The organism is Arthrobacter sp. zg-Y895 (genome assembly GCF_020731025.1).
In the GTDB taxonomy this organism is placed as follows: domain Bacteria; phylum Actinomycetota; class Actinomycetes; order Actinomycetales; family Micrococcaceae; genus Arthrobacter_B.
This window is the reverse complement of sequence record NZ_JAJFZY010000006.1, coordinates 104383-118553: the sequence shown is the minus strand read 5'-3', so window position 1 is coordinate 118553 and position 14171 is coordinate 104383. Positions and strand designations below refer to the sequence as shown.

Here is a 14171-nt window from a genome sequence, read left to right as displayed (position 1 = left end):
GCCTCGACGTAAACGTTCGTTTCCATCCCTACCAAGGTGTGGGGACTGGGTTGCAGGACCAGTTTCCCGGCAGCGATCGGGCGTTCCTGGAAAGCCGTAAGGATCTGCGCCTGGATCTGCTCGCCGACGTCGACCGGCTCTTCGGAGTAGATGCAGGACGGGGTCTCGCTGACCTTTTCCCACAGGCTGGGATCCCGAGTCTTCAGACCGCTGTACCAAAAGACCAGTCTCCCATCCTCACCGGCGGTGCACGCGGCCTGATTTGAGGCCAGACAATCCACATTTCCAGCCAAGTCATCAAAACAGACCGGCTCAAAACGATAGCCCTCAGGATCATCAGGGATACCCACAGGCATCTGGGTCCACATTCCTGAGCTAGGATCCTGCCGGAATACGGAACCGACAACAGTCCCACTACCTTCAATTTTTCCGTTGCCTCCCCCGACTCCGATTGCGTGATCGGAAAGCATCATCAACAGAAACCCTGTAATGGCGGTAACAGACAACGTTCGGGAGATCCATGGCGACATCTTCTTCTCACCCCTTTATCGTCACGATATTCATCGCAACCCATTTGTCCCCGTTCCATGTTGCTTCGAAGAGCTGCACGGACGGTGCCACGTCGGCCTCTTCATTCCCTTGCAATCCTTCGGGACCGTAGTACTCCATTGCGTCCTGTGTGAATTGTGCTAAGGCCTGATAGCGCCCCTCGGGGGTGAGCACGTAGTCGGAGTACGCGTCCCGGACGTCGATATTCGCGTTGGCTATCCAGTCGTTCTCCCGGAAACCGTTGTCGACTACCTCGTAGTAGTTCAGGCACGTTGTGCAGTCCGGACTGCTAATCGCCTGGACCGGCCCCACGTCGCCGGTCTCGTACCCGTAATTCGCTGCCTCGTACCAATACCGGGCAAAGGCCTCGAGCCCTTCCTTCGACTGAACCTTCGCCTCCTCCGGCATCACCGGCAAAGGGACATTCTCCGCAGGGCCCTCAGCAGACGCAGGCTTGTACTTGGCACTGGGAGTGGGCGTCGGCGTCGGCGTTTCCGAAGCCGTGGAAGCCGGGCTTGAAGGCGACTCCCCTGCACCGGAATCGCCGGGATCCCCCGACGCACCCGAGCACGCAATCAGGAACAGCAACGGGACTGCAACAGCGACGGTCGCAAGCCTCACTCGGACGGAACGGCGGAGAACTTTATGCATTCGAAAACCCCCAAGGCTGGGTGGGCCGCGAGACAAAGGATCAAGCAGTCGGTTCGGCCATAGTAATCAGGCCGCTGCCGAGCCTAGCGACTTATCCACAGGGCACCAGAGTGGCTCACAGAAAACAGCTGGCTTCTAAATGAGGCATTTGGGAGGCACGACTGAACGTGGTCCCGCAGCTGTCCACCCAGTCCTAATCCGTGTTGCGCAGTGAGGTCAGCATCTCTCGAAGGTCCCGGTATTCCTGTGTTTCCCGGTACTTGGAAACGCCTTCAAGGTATTCCTCCTGCGATGCCCCGGAACCCGCGTACTCCCCCGCGAACCGCCCGCCGCTGGACTCGGTCAGCGTGAAGAAATCGAACAGCCCGCACTCCGGACTCTGCTGTTGTCCGCTCACCACCGCATAGGACGCCTGAACGGTCTGCGACCCGGACGGTGCCAGGGAACGGTAGACAAAACGTTGGTCGGACCCCTGTTTCGACTCCAGCTCCGGCATCGGCACGCTCTCATACTCCACGTAGGACGCCGGTTCGGCGGATTCGGTGCAGCTCAGGTCCGTGATGATGCCGGTGTCCAGCCGGGCAAGAACGCGGCCGCCGTCGTCGAGCACTTCCAGGGACACGCCGCCCGCCGGATCATTGGCGCGTGCCGGAAGCTCCCGGATGTCCCAGCCGGGCGGGTGCTCGAAGCGGAGGCTGCTATCCGCCGTCGTGTAGGTGGACCATTGTGGCGCGGACGACGTCGGTCCCTCCTGCGCCGGTGCAGCACAGGATGAGATACTGGTGAGGAGCAAAGCTGCTGCCAGCAGGCCAGTGTTACGGGCGGTTATGTTACGAGCCATGGCTTTACGGGCGGTGCTGCCTCGGGCGGTGTTACGGTATCCCACATCTACTCCCGGAATGTCCGTGTCCGAAGACAATGCTACTGGCGGCCCGCAGTTGAGCACATAGCGTTCGGAGCATCCCCGGCGCATCTTGAAGGACCCGCCGGACGCCCGGCAGCAGTTCCCGTGCAGCGCAGCACTCATCAGCGCCTGCATTGTGGGCGCCCCCACCCGCCCTAGGAGGTTCCTATTACCGATACAGCCGCCGAACACGATGTCTACTTCGGAGCGCCGGAACCGGATCTCGAACCGGAAACGCTGCTTGCCGCTTCCCCCGCGGTGCTCCAGCGAGTGGAGCAAAAATCCAATGTCGCCTTGGTCAAGGGCCGCCTGGCCCTCATGGACACCGGGCTCACACCGCACGAGGCCATGGTGGAGGACCTGCTCTTCGTGCGCCGGGTGCTCGACGACGCCGGCGTGGAGTACCTTCTGGTGCGCGGAAACGACCAGCGTCCGGTCATCGCCGTCGACCTCCGGATGCGCCAGCAGCTGCGGAAGGCGATGGTCGAGGCCTGCCGCGACGAGCCGTTCTACGCCCGGACCGTCGATACCAAAAAGAGCCGGACCCTGCTGATCGCAGACGGCGACCTCTCCTCCATCGATAAGGCCCGGATCATCCGCGTGTACCGTCCCCGGGCGTTCACCGGGACCAACCTGCTGATTTCAGGCTCTGCCGGGGTGCAGATTGAACTATGGGATCTGGAGGGCGAGAACATCACCCTGCCCGTGGAGAACTCCCTGACCCGCAGAACCCTGCCGGCGGCCGAGGTGGTCCGCGGCACCGTGGAAAAGCACGGACTCCTGTGGCCGACCATCGAGAACATGTTCGCGGACCACGCCACGGACATCCGGTTCGACATCGACTTGGTGTTCTCCTGGGTGGACGGCAGTTCCCCCGAGTTCCAGGCCGCCCGCGCCGCCCGGATGAGCAACGCCGTTGTGGGCGAAGGCGATGACCATGAGGCCCGGTTCCGGCAGATCAACGAATTGAAGTACGCCCTCCGTTCGGTGCACATGTTCGCCCCCTGGATCCGCCGCATCTTCATTGCCTCTGACTCGCCGCGGCCCCACTGGCTGGCCGAGCACCCGTCCGTCACCTTCGTGCCGGCTTCCGAGCACTTCAAGGACCCCTCCGTGCTGCCCACGCACAACTCCCAGGCGGTCGAGGCCCAGCTGCAGCACATCCCGGGACTGGCGGAGCACTTCCTGTACTCCAATGACGACATGTTCTTTGGCCGTCCGGTTGCCCCGGACATGTTCTTCTCCCCGGGCGGGATTACTAAGTTCATCGAAGCCAGCACCCGGATTGGCCTGGGTGCCAATGATTCCGAGCGAAGCGGCTTCGAGAATGCTGCGAGGGTGAACCGTCGGCTGCTCTGGGAGCGCTTCGGCCGGGTCACCACCCGCCATCTGGAACACACGGCAGCTCCCCTGCGCCGCAGTGTCCTGCTGGAAATGGAGGAGGAGTTCCCCGAGGAGTTCGCCGCCACGGCCGCGAGTACCTTCCGGGCCAAGGACAACATCTCCGTGACCAATTCGCTTTACCACTACTACGCGCTGCTCACAGGCCGGGCGGTCACCCAGGAAACGGCAAAGGTGAAGTACGTGGACACCACCAGCTACGCCGGTTTGAAGATGCTGGACCGGTTGCTGGCAAAACGCCACAAGGACATGTTCTGCCTCAATGACGGAAGCTTCCCGGAAGTCCCAGCGGCGGAACGGGCCGAACGGGTGACGGAGTTTTTGGAAAAGTACTTCCCGGTCCGGGCACCCTGGGAAAAGTAGGGGATTAAACAACGACGGCGCGGAACGCACCAAAAGTGCGCCCGCGCCGTCGTTGTGTGAAAGCTGGTTACCGGGTAACTACCACGTGCTCATTGGGCACGCAGTGGGTCATGGTGAGGCCTTCGACGTTCCGGGGACCGTTGTGGCCCAGGTTCTTCATACGCTCGGTTTCTTCCTCGTTGAGCGTCTGGGTGGCCAGCGGGCCGAGATCCTTGATCTCGTCCAGGCTGATGCCCAGGCCCTCGCCGACGCGTGCACCCAGCTCGTCGTCGCTCATGTAGAAGTGCCAGAGCATGCGCTCCTGCACCGGGCGGACAGCCTGGCCGACGTTGGCAATGAAGTTGGCGACCAAGTCGTCCTTCTCCCACTGCTCCATCAGCTGGTAGCGCTGGCCGGCCTGCATGTAGTCGTTCGTGCGGGGCAGGCGGGCGCGGGTCAGGCGGCCTTCAAGCTCGGGACCAACCTCGGCCTGTTCCGGCTTGGCTGCTTCCTGCAGGCCGCCGGTGATGTTCGGCTCGTAGTTCACGTGCGGGTTCTGGCCCGGCGCGAGGTCGGTGCCGAAGGACATCTGGCCGCCGCGCTGGTTGGTGGCGACGCGTGCGTTCTTCGCGGAGTTCACCGGAAGCTGCAGGTAGTTCGGGCCTACCCGGTAGCGCTGCGTATCGGAGTAGCTGAACGTACGGCCAACGAGCATCTTGTCGTCGGAGAAGTCCAGCCCGTCCACCAGGACACCGGTACCGAAAGCGATCTGCTCGTTTTCGTTGTGGTGGTCCGTGATGTTGCGGTTCAGGGTCATGGTGCCCACGTACTTGGGCTCAAACTCCTGCTCCGGCCAGGTCTTGGTGTCGTCCAGCGGATCGAAGTCCAGTTCCGGATGATCGTGGTCATCCATGAGCTGAACGTACAGGTCCCACTTGGGGTAGTCACCGCGTTCGATGGCCTCGTAGAGGTCTTTCGAGGCGTGGCCCAGGTCGTTGGCCTGGATGTTCGCGGCGTCTTCCTCGGTCAGGGACTTCACGCCCTGCTGCGGGAGCCAGTGGTACTTGACCAGCTTGGATTCACCGGCGGCGTTGACCCAGCGGTAGGTGTTCACGCCGAAGCCCTGCATGTGGCGGTAGTCCGCGGGGATGCCGCGCGGGCTGAAGAGGTTGACCAGCATGTGCATGGCTTCGGGAGTCTGCGACATGAAGTCGAAGATGCGGGCCGGCTCCTGGCGGAAGGTGACGGGGTCCGGCTTCAGGGAGTGGATCACGTCCGGGAACTTGATGGCATCGCGGATGAAGAAGACACCCAGGTTGTTGCCGACCATGTCCCAGTTGCCGTCTTCGGTGTAGAACTTGACGGCGAAGCCGCGGGGGTCGCGGGCGGCCTCGGAAGAGTCACGTCCGCCGATCACGGAAGAGAACCGGATGGCAACATCGGTCTTCTTGCCGGGTTCGGAGAAAAGCTTGGCGCGGGTGTACTTGGCAATGGGCTCGTCGCCCCACTTGCCGGAAGCCTCGAACTCGCCGTACGCCACGAAACCGCGGGCGTGGACTACGCGCTCGGGGATCCGTTCACGGTCGAAGTGGCTGATCTTCTCGAGGAGCTGGTAGTTCTCAAGCGTGGCCGGGCCACGAGCTCCCACAGTCCGGGTGTTCTGGTTGTCGTAGACCGGGTGTCCCTGGCGTGTGGTCAGGGTCTTCGGGTCTCCGGCGTCGTTCTGGCCGGTAGTGGAATGCTGCTGTCCTGCGTCTGTCATAACGTGTGCTCCTCGGTGGTGAGGTTTATTGCTGGCGGGCAATACTACCTAGTCCACTCTCTTGCAAGGGTAGGGAGAGAGTCAAGTTCATAAGCAACCTGATAGTGGCGGTCAGGAGGTGCCGTTGGCACACTGTGTGCATGACTAATGAAGAGCGTCCCCCGGTCGTTGAACTGTCTGATGAACAGAGCTGGAAGTACCTGGAACACACGCACCACGGCCGCCTGGCGGTCAGTGTCGCGAACCGGCCCAGCATCTATCCCATCAACTATCTGGCCCACGACGGCGTGCTCCTCCTTCGCACCGCGCCGGGCACGAAGCTGGCGGAAATGGCGGTCAATACGTACGTCGCGTTCGAAGCCGACGGCGTCCACAGCGACCAGGCCTGGTCCGTCGTCGTCAAGGGGACAACCCGCTTCCTGGAGACGGGCGCCGAGATCGAAGCCGCGGACAGCCTTCCCCTGCAGCCCTGGGTTCGGACGGAGAAGTACCGCTACGTGGAAATTGTGCCCGAAACCGTCACCGGACGGTTCTTCAACCTGGGTCCGGATCCGTCCCGGGACTAGGCCGATGTCAGTGTGAGCGCCCCTGGTAGCCGGATGCCTGCCTCCGCCAGGCGGGCAGCGGTTTCCTCCGGCCCAACCTGCTCCCCCACGGTGCGGCTTTCCGCCAAGGGCACCACGGAGTGCACCACTGAATCCTCGTAGAGGTGGATCATGTTGTAGCCCTGGCCCGCGTCCTGGCCCCGGGTGCCCGGCGTCGTGAGGTCCTGCGTGTAACAAGTGGCTGAGGCCACGGACACGGGGATTCCGGCGAAGGTCCCGAACGTCGAATAGTGCAGGTGCCCGGCAATGATGGCCCGCACGTCACTGCCCGCCAAGACGGCTGCAAGCCGGTGCTGCTGCCGCAGTTCGACCAGGACGGCGAGGTCCTGCACGCTGGGGACGGGCGGATGGTGCATGGCGAGGATGGTTCCCTCCGGAGCGGCCGTCTGCAGTTCCCGGCGCAGCCAGGCAAGCTGGCCGTCGCTGAGCTCCCCGTGGTGGTGGTCCGGGACGGTGGTGTCCAGGGTGATGATCCGCAGCCCGCCGAGGTGGTGCACCTGGTCCACGGGTGACATTTCCGGGGCTTCGTCCAGCAGGACCTGGCGGAAAGCCGCCCGGTTGTCGTGGTTGCCCATCGCCCAGATCACCCGGGCACCCATCCGCTCAGCGGCAGGGAGAACGATCTCCCGGAGCTTGGCGTAGGCACCGGCTTCACCGCGGTCCGCCAGGTCGCCGGTGAAAACAATGGCTTCGGGCCGTTGTCCGCTGTCTTCGAGGCGGGCGAAAAGCGCACGGAGTTTGGCATGGCTGTCCACTGCGCCATACAGGCAGTTGTCACCCCCGAGCAGGTGGGTGTCGCTGAGATGGAGGAGGAAATGACGCGGGCGAGGATGCTCACCCGGGAGGTATTCCATCGGAACCTTCTTGTGTCGACAGCTGCTGCGGCGTACCCCTTTATGAAAGCAGAGATGGCGACCGGTGAGTAACCTGTTCCCCCGCGTTTCGGACATTTTTGCCCGGCTCTTCGCCACCGTTCGTTCCAGCGTCTACTCTGGCGCAGGCACCGCGGCGGCCGTAGGCTCGGAGTTGCATCGTCTGTGAAGGGACCCCCATGAAACTCAGCCATATTCCCCTGCGCCTGACTACCGGCGCCTACATCCTCAACTCCGGCCTCAACAAGCGCAACATGGATGCCGAAAACGCGGCTTACCTGCAGCAGATGGCCGCCAATGCCTTTCCCCAGGTACAGGACATTGAACCGGCAAAATTCGGCAAGCTGATCAGCACGGCCGAGATCTGCGTCGGGCTGTCCCTGCTGATCCCGTTCGTCCCCAGCCGTCTGGCCGGACTCATGCTCGGCTGCTTCTCGGGCGGCATGGTGCGGATGTACCTCATGACGCCGGGGATGACCGAGGCAGACGGCATCCGCCCCACCCCCGACGGCCTCGGGCTGGCGAAGGACACCTGGATGGCCGGGATTGCAGCCGCACTGGTCCTGGACCGCAAGCGGCCGAAGACCAAGGTCAAGGTCGTCACGGTTCCGACTCCGGTGATGGGTACCGCAGCAGCGGTCGGCACCAAGGGTGCTGCCAAGGGTGCTGCCAAGGGTGCTGCCAAAGCGGCCAAGACTGCGAAGGCCGCCAAAGCGGACAAGCACGCGAAGGCCGCGAAGGTGGCCAAGGTCGCCAAGGCGGCTGCAGCCGTGAAGGTTGCCAAGGCAGCCAAGGACCGTGCCGGGAAGCACGGCAGCAAATAGGCTCTGCGACTACTGCAGGTCGATGATCCCCTTGACGAGGGCGGACACGGCTCCCAGATATGCCAGGACGACGACGACGCGGCGCGCCGTGGACTCGGGAACGTGCGGAGCCAGCCGGCTTCCGGCTCGAAGCCCGGCCATGGTGAGGATGCCGAGCAGTGCCCAGATCCACCAGGCGAGCTGCGGCCACTCCCCCGGGTCCACCACGGCGTGCGCCGCCAGGGTCACGATGCTCAGCGTGGCAAGGAAGGGCTGCATGGTTGCCATGAAGGAGGCCTGCGGCCAGCGGGCCAGTACCGCGTAGGCGCTCACCGCTGGAACCCCGGCTCCGGCCATGGAGTTGCTGATCCCGGCCAGGAGTCCTGCGGCAGCTTTCGGCGAACCGCCGCGCAGCACCATCTCGGTCCGGTTCAGCACCAGGGATGAAGTCAGGGCCGCGAGCATAAAAATGCCGACTCCGATTTCCAGCGGTCCCACCGGAAGGACCGACGCCGCATACGTTCCCAGCACGACGCCGAGCGCCGCCGGGACGGCCAGCGAGGCGTACATTTTCCAGTCGATGCGCTGCCACACGTGCCGGATCACCAGACCGGCGGCGAGCATGCCGCACACATTGGTTACCACGACACCCTGGTACGGGCCGAGGGCAACAATGAAGAACGGCGCCAGCAGCAGTCCGAAGCCAATCCCGGCAACCCGCTGCGCGATTCCCCCAACAAAAACGGCGACCAAGATGGCCAGCAGCAGTCCGGAATTCACTGCCGAAGTCTATGGCGGAAAACTGCAGGCGCCCAATTTCTCTGTTTACGCAAATTACGCAACACCACGGAAACAACCCGGTGACAGAATCGGCGCATGTTCCTCACTCCCGCTGATAAGGACAAGCTGCTGCTCAGTGTTGCCGGCATGGTGGCACGGGACCGCCGCGAACGCGGCATCCGGCTCAACTACCCCGAGGCCGTGGCCCTGCTTTCCTGCTGGGTGATGGAACGGGCACGCGAGGGCGGGCTGGTTGCCGACCTGATGAGCGAGGGACGCTCGGTCCTGCGCCGCGACGACGTGATGGAAGGGGTGCCGGAAATGATTCCGGATCTGCAGATTGAAGCCACGTTTCCTGACGGCCGCAAGCTGGTCACCATTACGGACCCGATCTCATGAGCCTGGTGCCGGGCGAGATCCGTACCGCTCAGGGGGACGTGGAGATCAATGCCGGACGTGACACCCGCAGCCTGGTGGTGACCAACGACGGCGACCGTCCGGTCCAGATCGGCTCCCACTTCCATTTCGCAGACGTGAATCCGGCGCTGCGCTTCGACCGGGATGCCGCCGTCGGCTTCCGGCTGGGAGTCCCGGCAGGTACGGCCGTCCGCTTCGAACCTGGCGCCTCCCGCGAGGTCGTCCTCGTCCGGTTGGCGGGCACCGGCACGGTTCCCGGCCTTCAACTACGGGGTACCGCGCAGGAAGGGGCCTGAACATGCGGATCAGCAGGCACGAATACGCCCATCTGTACGGCCCCACCACGGGCGACTCGATCCGGCTGGGCGATACGGATCTCTGGATCAGCCCGGAACAGGATTACACCTTCGGCGGGGATGAATCCGTCTTCGGCGGCGGCAAGAACATCCGCGAGTCCATGGCCCAGTCCACCCGGACCTCCGATGAGGGCGCTCTGGACCTGGTGATCACCAACGTCGTCATCGTGGACCACTGGGGCATTGTGCGGGCCGACGTCGGGGTCCGGAACGGCCGGATAGCGGGCATCGGGAAGTCGGGCAACCCGGACATCATGGACGGAATCGATCCGGCGCTGGTCATCGGCCCCGGGACCGAGATCATTTCCGGCGAGCGCCGGATCCTCACAGCCGGCGGCGTCGACACCCACGTCCATCTGCTGGGCACCGACGCCCTGCGGGAGGCGCTTGCCTCCGGCATCACGACCGTGGGCGGCGGCGGCACCGGACCGGCCGAAGGGTCCAAGGCGACGACAGTGACCCCGGGCGCGTGGAACCTGCAGGTGATGCACCGGGCACTGGACCACCTGCCGCTGAACTTCCTGCTTTACGGCAAGGGCAACACGGTGAGCCAGGCCGCGCTGGAAGAGCAGGCCCTTGCCGGAGCCGCGGGCTACAAGGTCCACGAGGACTGGGGTTCGACGCCGGCCGCCATCGACGCCGCACTGACCGCCGCGGACCGGTGGGGCGTCCAGGTGGCGTTGCACGCGGATTCGCTCAACGAGGCCGGCTATGTCCAGAACACGCTGGGGGCGATCAACGGGCGCGGCATCCATGTGTTCCACGCCGAGGGTGCCGGCGGTGGGCACGCCCCCGACATCATCACGGTGGCTGCCGCCGCGAACGTACTGCCGGCGTCGACCAACCCAACCCTCCCCTTCACGGTCAACACCGTGGCGGAGCATCTGGACATGCTGATGGTCTGCCATCACCTGAACCCCCGGATCCCCGAGGACCTGGCATTTGCCGAGTCCCGGATCCGGGCCAACACCATGATGGCCGAGGACGTCCTCCAGGACCTCGGCGCCATGTCCATTACCTCTTCCGACGCCCAGGCCATGGGACGCATCGGCGAAACGATCACCCGCACCTGGCAGGTGGCGCACGTTATGAAGGAGTACATGGGCGCCACGCAGTCACAGCTTCCGGCCGACAATGAGCGGGTGCGCCGCTACATTGCCAAATACACCATCTGCCCGGCGGTGGCGCACGGCATCGACCACGAGGTCGGATCCGTCGAGGTCGGCAAAATGGCGGACCTGGTGCTGTGGGATCCGGCGTTCTTCGGCATCCGTCCCACGCTGGTGATCAAGGGCGGAGCCATTGTGGCCGGCCAGATGGGTGATCCCAATGCCACCCTGCCCACGCCCCAGCCCGTCTGGATGCGGGAAGCGCTGGCGGGAACGGCGTCGTCGGCTCCGCATCTGTCCACCTCCTTCGTGGCGCCGGCCGCGCTCGACGACGGATTGGCGGACCGCCTCGGGCTGACCCGCACACTGACCGCCATCCGCTCCACCCGGGACGTCACCAAGGCGTCATTGCCGAACAACACGGCGCTGCCGGACATCCAGGTGAACCCGGAAACATTCATGGTCAGCATCGACGGGCAGGTCATTGAACCGGCCCCCGCGTCCGAGCTGCCCCTGACCCAGCGTTACTCGCTTTTCTAGTGGAACCGATGCTGCCAGCTCCCGACGCCGGTGTTGCCGCTTTCCTGCTGGCCGATTCGCGGTTGCCTTCCGGAGCGTACTCACATTCGGCGGGCCTGGAACCTGCGGTCCTGGCAGGCCTGGGGGTCGACGGCGTGTATCCCTACCTGCTCGCCCGGCTGCACACAGTGGTCCGGGTGGAAACCGCCGCCGCGGTGCTGGCGCACAGGTCCGCCTGCGGCGTAGCGGACATCAGCTTTGCCCGGATCGAAGCTGCCCTCGATGCACGGACACCCTCCGCTGCGCAGCGGGAAGCCTCCCGCCGACTGGGGCGGGGCATGCTGCGCCTGGCCGGGAAGCTGAAACCGGACTCTCCCGCCGTCATCGAGCTGCAGCGGACCGTCCCGCGCCCCACCCGCCCGGTGGCCCTGGGCGTGACCGCTGCCGCGCTCGGCGTCGGAGAGCTGCAGCTCGCCCGGCTCTGCTGCTACGACGATGCGCAGTCGGTGGTGGCAGCTGCCCTGAAGCTGCTGCCCATCGATCCGATGGATGCCACCACCTGGATCCTGGACGCTTCCGGAGAGATCGACGCCGTCGCCGTGGAGTCGTTGCTCATTGGCGGCTTAGACGATATTCCCGCCCTCAGTGCCCCGTTGATGGAGCACTGGGCCGAAGACCACACCACTAGAACAAGGAGGCTGTTCGTTGCCTGACAATTCGTTCCCCGCTGCTGCCCCGTCCACCCGTTCACTGCGCCTGGGCGTTGCCGGTCCGGTGGGTACCGGCAAGAGCTCGCTGATTGCCACCATCTGCCGGTCCATGGCCGGCGAGCTGCAGATCGGCGTGATCACCAACGACATCTACACGGATGAGGATGCCCGGTTTCTCCGCTCCGCAGGTGTGCTTCCGGAGGAGCGCATCCGCGCAGTGGAAACCGGTGCCTGTCCGCACACGGCCATCCGCGATGACGTGACCACCAACCTGCTTGCCGTTGAGGACCTGGAGGCGGACTTCGCTCCGCTGGACCTCGTCCTGGTCGAAAGCGGCGGCGACAACCTCACTGCCACCTTCTCCCCTGCCCTGGTGGACGCACAGATCTTTGTCCTGGACGTTGCCGGCGGCGGCGATGTCGCGAGGAAGGGCGGGCCGGGTATTGCCCGTGCCGATCTGCTGGTGATCAACAAAATCGATCTGGCTCCGTACGTGGAAGTGGACGTGGAACAGATGGTGGCGGACGCCGTCGAGGCGCGGGACGGCGCTCCGGTGCTGGCCCTTTCCCGCAAACAGCAGGACACCGTGGACGAACTCTGCGCCTGGGTCCGCGGGATGGTGGCGCTGCACCGGTCAGGGCTGCACACGCCGCAGGATCCCGGTCCCATGGCTCCGCATTTCCATGCGGACGAGGACGGCGGGTTTGTCCATACGCATGGGGAGGGAGACACTGTCCGCCACCAGCACTGAGCGGGTGCCTGCTCCCGCACCGGCCGGTGCGCACCCCGGGCAGCGGCCTACCCGCATCGCGGTGGAAGCCGCCGGTGATGGCGCACGCTTCGCGCTCCTGGACCAGGGGCATTATCTGGCTCCCCGTCCGGTTGCCTGCGGTTCCGGCGGTTCCGGCGGTTCCGGCGCACGGCAGCTGCGGGTGGCACTGATCGGCATCCACATGATGCTGCTCGGCGGAGACGATGTCCGGATTGAAGTGTCTGTGGGTCCGGGCGTCACCTTGGAGGTGGTCGAGCCGGCCGGCATGGTGGCTTACGACGCCGAGGGCAAGCAGTCCCGCTGGACGCTGGAGGCGGTGCTGGCTGAGGGCGCGGTGATGATCTGGGAGGGAGCGCCTTTTGTGGCTGCCGCCGGGTCCAACGTGCTCCGTGAAACCCGTGTGAAGCTGGGCCCCGGCGCCCGCTTGTTGATCCGCGAAACGCTGGTCCTCGGCCGCTCCGGCGAGGAGGCCGGGCCGCTGCGGAGCATCGCCCGGCTGACCGGTCCGAACGGGGACTACCTGTACGAAGACCTTGACCTGCGCGGAACGCGGCACCGCGCCGTCGGCGTCCTGGGCACCGCCAAGGTGCTGTCCAGCGCGACGGCGGCCGGTTGGCGGCCGCAGGCCCTGCATCCGAACGGCGGCGCCAGGCCCGGTGACGGCAGCGCACGGCGCCTGGATTTGGCGGCGGAGGGAGCCGTGATCCGGGCGCTTTCGGGTACGGCGCATGAAGCCGCACGGGAAACCGACCCCGTCTACCGGTTGTGGAAGGATCAGCTGCTGGGTGAGCCCCGGCCTGATCCGGCACGCCTGTTCGTGGCAGAATCTGCGTATGTTCACGGACCGATACCCCATCCGCCAGGTTCGGGAGCACCCCTTGGAACCTCTGGACCGGCAGAAGTGGCCAGCAACCCTCCCGCCGGTGGCCCAGCTGCTGAAGGAGGGCCTTGACCTTGCCCAGGCCACGGTCTTTGTGGGCGAAAACGGGTCCGGCAAGTCCACGCTGATCGAGTCGGTGGCTCTCGCTTTCGGCCTCTCCCCCGAAGGCGGTTCCACCGGCGCCCGCCACACCACCCGCAGCACCGAATCGGAGCTCAGCCGCCATCTGCAGCTGGTGCGTAATCCCGGCGGGACGAAGCGGGGCTACTTCCTGCGCGCCGAGACGATGCACGGCTTCTTCACCTACCTGGAGCAGAACCCCTCCACATCCCACCTGGATGTGGAGTTCCATTCGCTCTCGCACGGGGAATCCTTCCTGGCCCTGGCGGAAGACAGGTTCCGCGGCCCGGGGCTGTGGGTGCTGGACGAACCCGAGTCCGCTTTGTCCTTCTCCGGGTGCATGGCCCTGCTGGGTGTGCTTAAGGAGAAGCTTGCAGACGGCAAGTCGCAGGTTCTGCTCTCCACCCACTCGCCGCTTCTCGCCTCGCTTCCGGGAGCCCGGATCCTCGAACTGGGTCCGTGGGGATTCCGGGAGCGTGAGTGGGACGAACTCGACTTGGTGACCAATTGGAAGAGTTTCCTCAACGGTCCGGAACGCTACCTGCGCCGGCTGTAGCCACCTGCCTCGCTAAGCCACACCGCGCTGCGGCGGCGAGTGACAGCGCTAGGGAGTGGCTTA

Annotated in this window: 15 protein-coding genes and 1 pseudogene; 10 read left to right on the top strand and 6 right to left on the bottom strand. The window is 64.9% G+C overall.

Going from position 1 to position 14171, the window contains the following annotated elements:
• The 3 genes and pseudogenes from LJ760_RS12595 to LJ760_RS12585 form a co-directional block, all read right to left on the bottom strand.
• Window positions 1-530, bottom strand: a pseudogene (locus tag LJ760_RS12595) (hypothetical protein); the annotation flags it as partial.
• Between the two features lie 7 nt (window positions 531-537).
• The gene (locus LJ760_RS17410) at window positions 538-1170 is read right to left on the bottom strand and encodes a DUF6318 family protein (protein ID WP_227923543.1); all 633 of its coding nucleotides are present in this window, start codon (window positions 1168-1170) and stop codon (window positions 538-540) included.
• 223 nt (window positions 1171-1393) lie between these two features.
• The gene (locus tag LJ760_RS12585) at window positions 1394-2041 is read right to left on the bottom strand and encodes a hypothetical protein (RefSeq protein WP_227923540.1); all 648 of its coding nucleotides are present in this window, start codon (window positions 2039-2041) and stop codon (window positions 1394-1396) included.
• A gap of 333 nt (window positions 2042-2374) precedes the next feature.
• Between LJ760_RS12585 and LJ760_RS12580 the strand changes: the two genes are divergently transcribed.
• Window positions 2375-3868, top strand: coding sequence for a stealth family protein (locus tag LJ760_RS12580; protein WP_374200059.1), 1494 nt, complete (start codon window positions 2375-2377; stop codon window positions 3866-3868).
• A gap of 67 nt (window positions 3869-3935) precedes the next feature.
• Here the strand turns inward: LJ760_RS12580 and LJ760_RS12575 are convergent, their stop codons facing one another.
• Complete coding sequence (locus LJ760_RS12575) at window positions 3936-5609, bottom strand: catalase (protein WP_227923537.1); 1674 nt, start codon at window positions 5607-5609, stop codon at window positions 3936-3938.
• 140 nt (window positions 5610-5749) lie between these two features.
• Between LJ760_RS12575 and LJ760_RS12570 the strand changes: the two genes are divergently transcribed.
• On the top strand, window positions 5750-6175 hold the full coding sequence (locus LJ760_RS12570; protein WP_227923535.1) for a pyridoxamine 5'-phosphate oxidase family protein: 426 nt from the start codon (window positions 5750-5752) through the stop codon (window positions 6173-6175).
• Here LJ760_RS12570 and LJ760_RS12565 read toward each other — a convergent pair.
• Entirely contained in the window at window positions 6172-7068 is an 897-nt protein-coding gene (locus tag LJ760_RS12565) for a phosphodiesterase (protein WP_227923532.1), read from the bottom strand. The genes LJ760_RS12570 and LJ760_RS12565 overlap by 4 nt on opposite strands.
• A 197-nt stretch (window positions 7069-7265) precedes the next feature.
• Here LJ760_RS12565 and LJ760_RS17510 point away from each other — a divergent pair, with 197 nt between their 5' ends.
• Entirely contained in the window at window positions 7266-7910 is a 645-nt protein-coding gene (locus LJ760_RS17510) for a hypothetical protein (RefSeq protein ID WP_331460725.1), read from the top strand.
• A gap of 9 nt (window positions 7911-7919) precedes the next feature.
• Here the strand turns inward: LJ760_RS17510 and LJ760_RS12555 are convergent, their stop codons facing one another.
• Window positions 7920-8669 (bottom strand): sulfite exporter TauE/SafE family protein, encoded by a 750-nt coding sequence (locus LJ760_RS12555; protein WP_227923529.1) that lies wholly within the window; start codon window positions 8667-8669, stop codon window positions 7920-7922.
• A 96-nt stretch (window positions 8670-8765) separates the two neighbouring features.
• On the opposite strand from LJ760_RS12555, the gene LJ760_RS12550 reads away from it, so the two are divergent.
• Genes LJ760_RS12550 through LJ760_RS12520 form a run of 7 tightly spaced genes read left to right on the top strand, consistent with a single transcriptional unit; the run spans window position 8766 to window position 14108 of the window.
• Window positions 8766-9068, top strand: coding sequence for an urease subunit gamma (locus LJ760_RS12550; RefSeq protein ID WP_227923527.1), 303 nt, complete (start codon window positions 8766-8768; stop codon window positions 9066-9068).
• The gene (locus tag LJ760_RS12545; protein WP_331460724.1) at window positions 9065-9382 is read left to right on the top strand and encodes an urease subunit beta; all 318 of its coding nucleotides are present in this window, start codon (window positions 9065-9067) and stop codon (window positions 9380-9382) included. Before LJ760_RS12550 ends, LJ760_RS12545 begins: the two co-directional genes overlap by 4 nt.
• Before the next feature lie 2 nt (window positions 9383-9384).
• Window positions 9385-11091, top strand: coding sequence for an urease subunit alpha (locus LJ760_RS12540; RefSeq protein ID WP_227923523.1), 1707 nt, complete (start codon window positions 9385-9387; stop codon window positions 11089-11091).
• 8 nt (window positions 11092-11099) lie between these two features.
• Window positions 11100-11783, top strand: coding sequence for an urease accessory protein UreF (locus LJ760_RS12535; protein WP_227923521.1), 684 nt, complete (start codon window positions 11100-11102; stop codon window positions 11781-11783).
• Window positions 11776-12531 (top strand): urease accessory protein UreG, encoded by a 756-nt coding sequence (gene ureG, locus LJ760_RS12530; RefSeq protein WP_227923518.1) that lies wholly within the window; start codon window positions 11776-11778, stop codon window positions 12529-12531. Before LJ760_RS12535 ends, ureG begins: the two co-directional genes overlap by 8 nt.
• Entirely contained in the window at window positions 12497-13504 is a 1008-nt protein-coding gene (locus LJ760_RS12525; RefSeq protein WP_227923516.1) for an urease accessory protein UreD, read from the top strand. The genes ureG and LJ760_RS12525 overlap by 35 nt, the downstream gene beginning before the upstream one ends.
• Window positions 13386-14108, top strand: a complete 723-nt coding sequence (locus LJ760_RS12520) for an AAA family ATPase (protein WP_227923513.1) — start codon at window positions 13386-13388, stop codon at window positions 14106-14108. Before LJ760_RS12525 ends, LJ760_RS12520 begins: the two co-directional genes overlap by 119 nt.
• The last annotated feature ends 63 nt before the right edge of the window (window positions 14109-14171 follow it).

What these genes read in the sequence shown, in the direction of transcription:
- LJ760_RS12585 (WP_227923540.1), bottom strand. Translation starts at nt 2,041, where the DNA reads ATGGCTCGTAACATAACCGCCCGTAACACTGGCCTGCTGGCAGCAGCT.
- LJ760_RS12575 (WP_227923537.1), bottom strand. Translation starts at nt 5,609, where the DNA reads ATGACAGACGCAGGACAGCAGCATTCCACTACCGGCCAGAACGACGCC.
- LJ760_RS12570 (WP_227923535.1), top strand. Translation starts at nt 5,750, where the DNA reads ATGACTAATGAAGAGCGTCCCCCGGTCGTTGAACTGTCTGATGAACAG.
- LJ760_RS12565 (WP_227923532.1), bottom strand. Translation starts at nt 7,068, where the DNA reads ATGGAATACCTCCCGGGTGAGCATCCTCGCCCGCGTCATTTCCTCCTC.
- LJ760_RS17510 (WP_331460725.1), top strand. Translation starts at nt 7,266, where the DNA reads ATGAAACTCAGCCATATTCCCCTGCGCCTGACTACCGGCGCCTACATC.
- LJ760_RS12550 (WP_227923527.1), top strand. Translation starts at nt 8,766, where the DNA reads ATGTTCCTCACTCCCGCTGATAAGGACAAGCTGCTGCTCAGTGTTGCC.
- LJ760_RS12545 (WP_331460724.1), top strand. Translation starts at nt 9,065, where the DNA reads ATGAGCCTGGTGCCGGGCGAGATCCGTACCGCTCAGGGGGACGTGGAG.
- LJ760_RS12540 (WP_227923523.1), top strand. Translation starts at nt 9,385, where the DNA reads ATGCGGATCAGCAGGCACGAATACGCCCATCTGTACGGCCCCACCACG.
- LJ760_RS12535 (WP_227923521.1), top strand. Translation starts at nt 11,100, where the DNA reads ATGCTGCCAGCTCCCGACGCCGGTGTTGCCGCTTTCCTGCTGGCCGAT.
- LJ760_RS12525 (WP_227923516.1), top strand. Translation starts at nt 12,497, where the DNA reads ATGGGGAGGGAGACACTGTCCGCCACCAGCACTGAGCGGGTGCCTGCT.
- LJ760_RS12520 (WP_227923513.1), top strand. Translation starts at nt 13,386, where the DNA reads ATGTTCACGGACCGATACCCCATCCGCCAGGTTCGGGAGCACCCCTTG.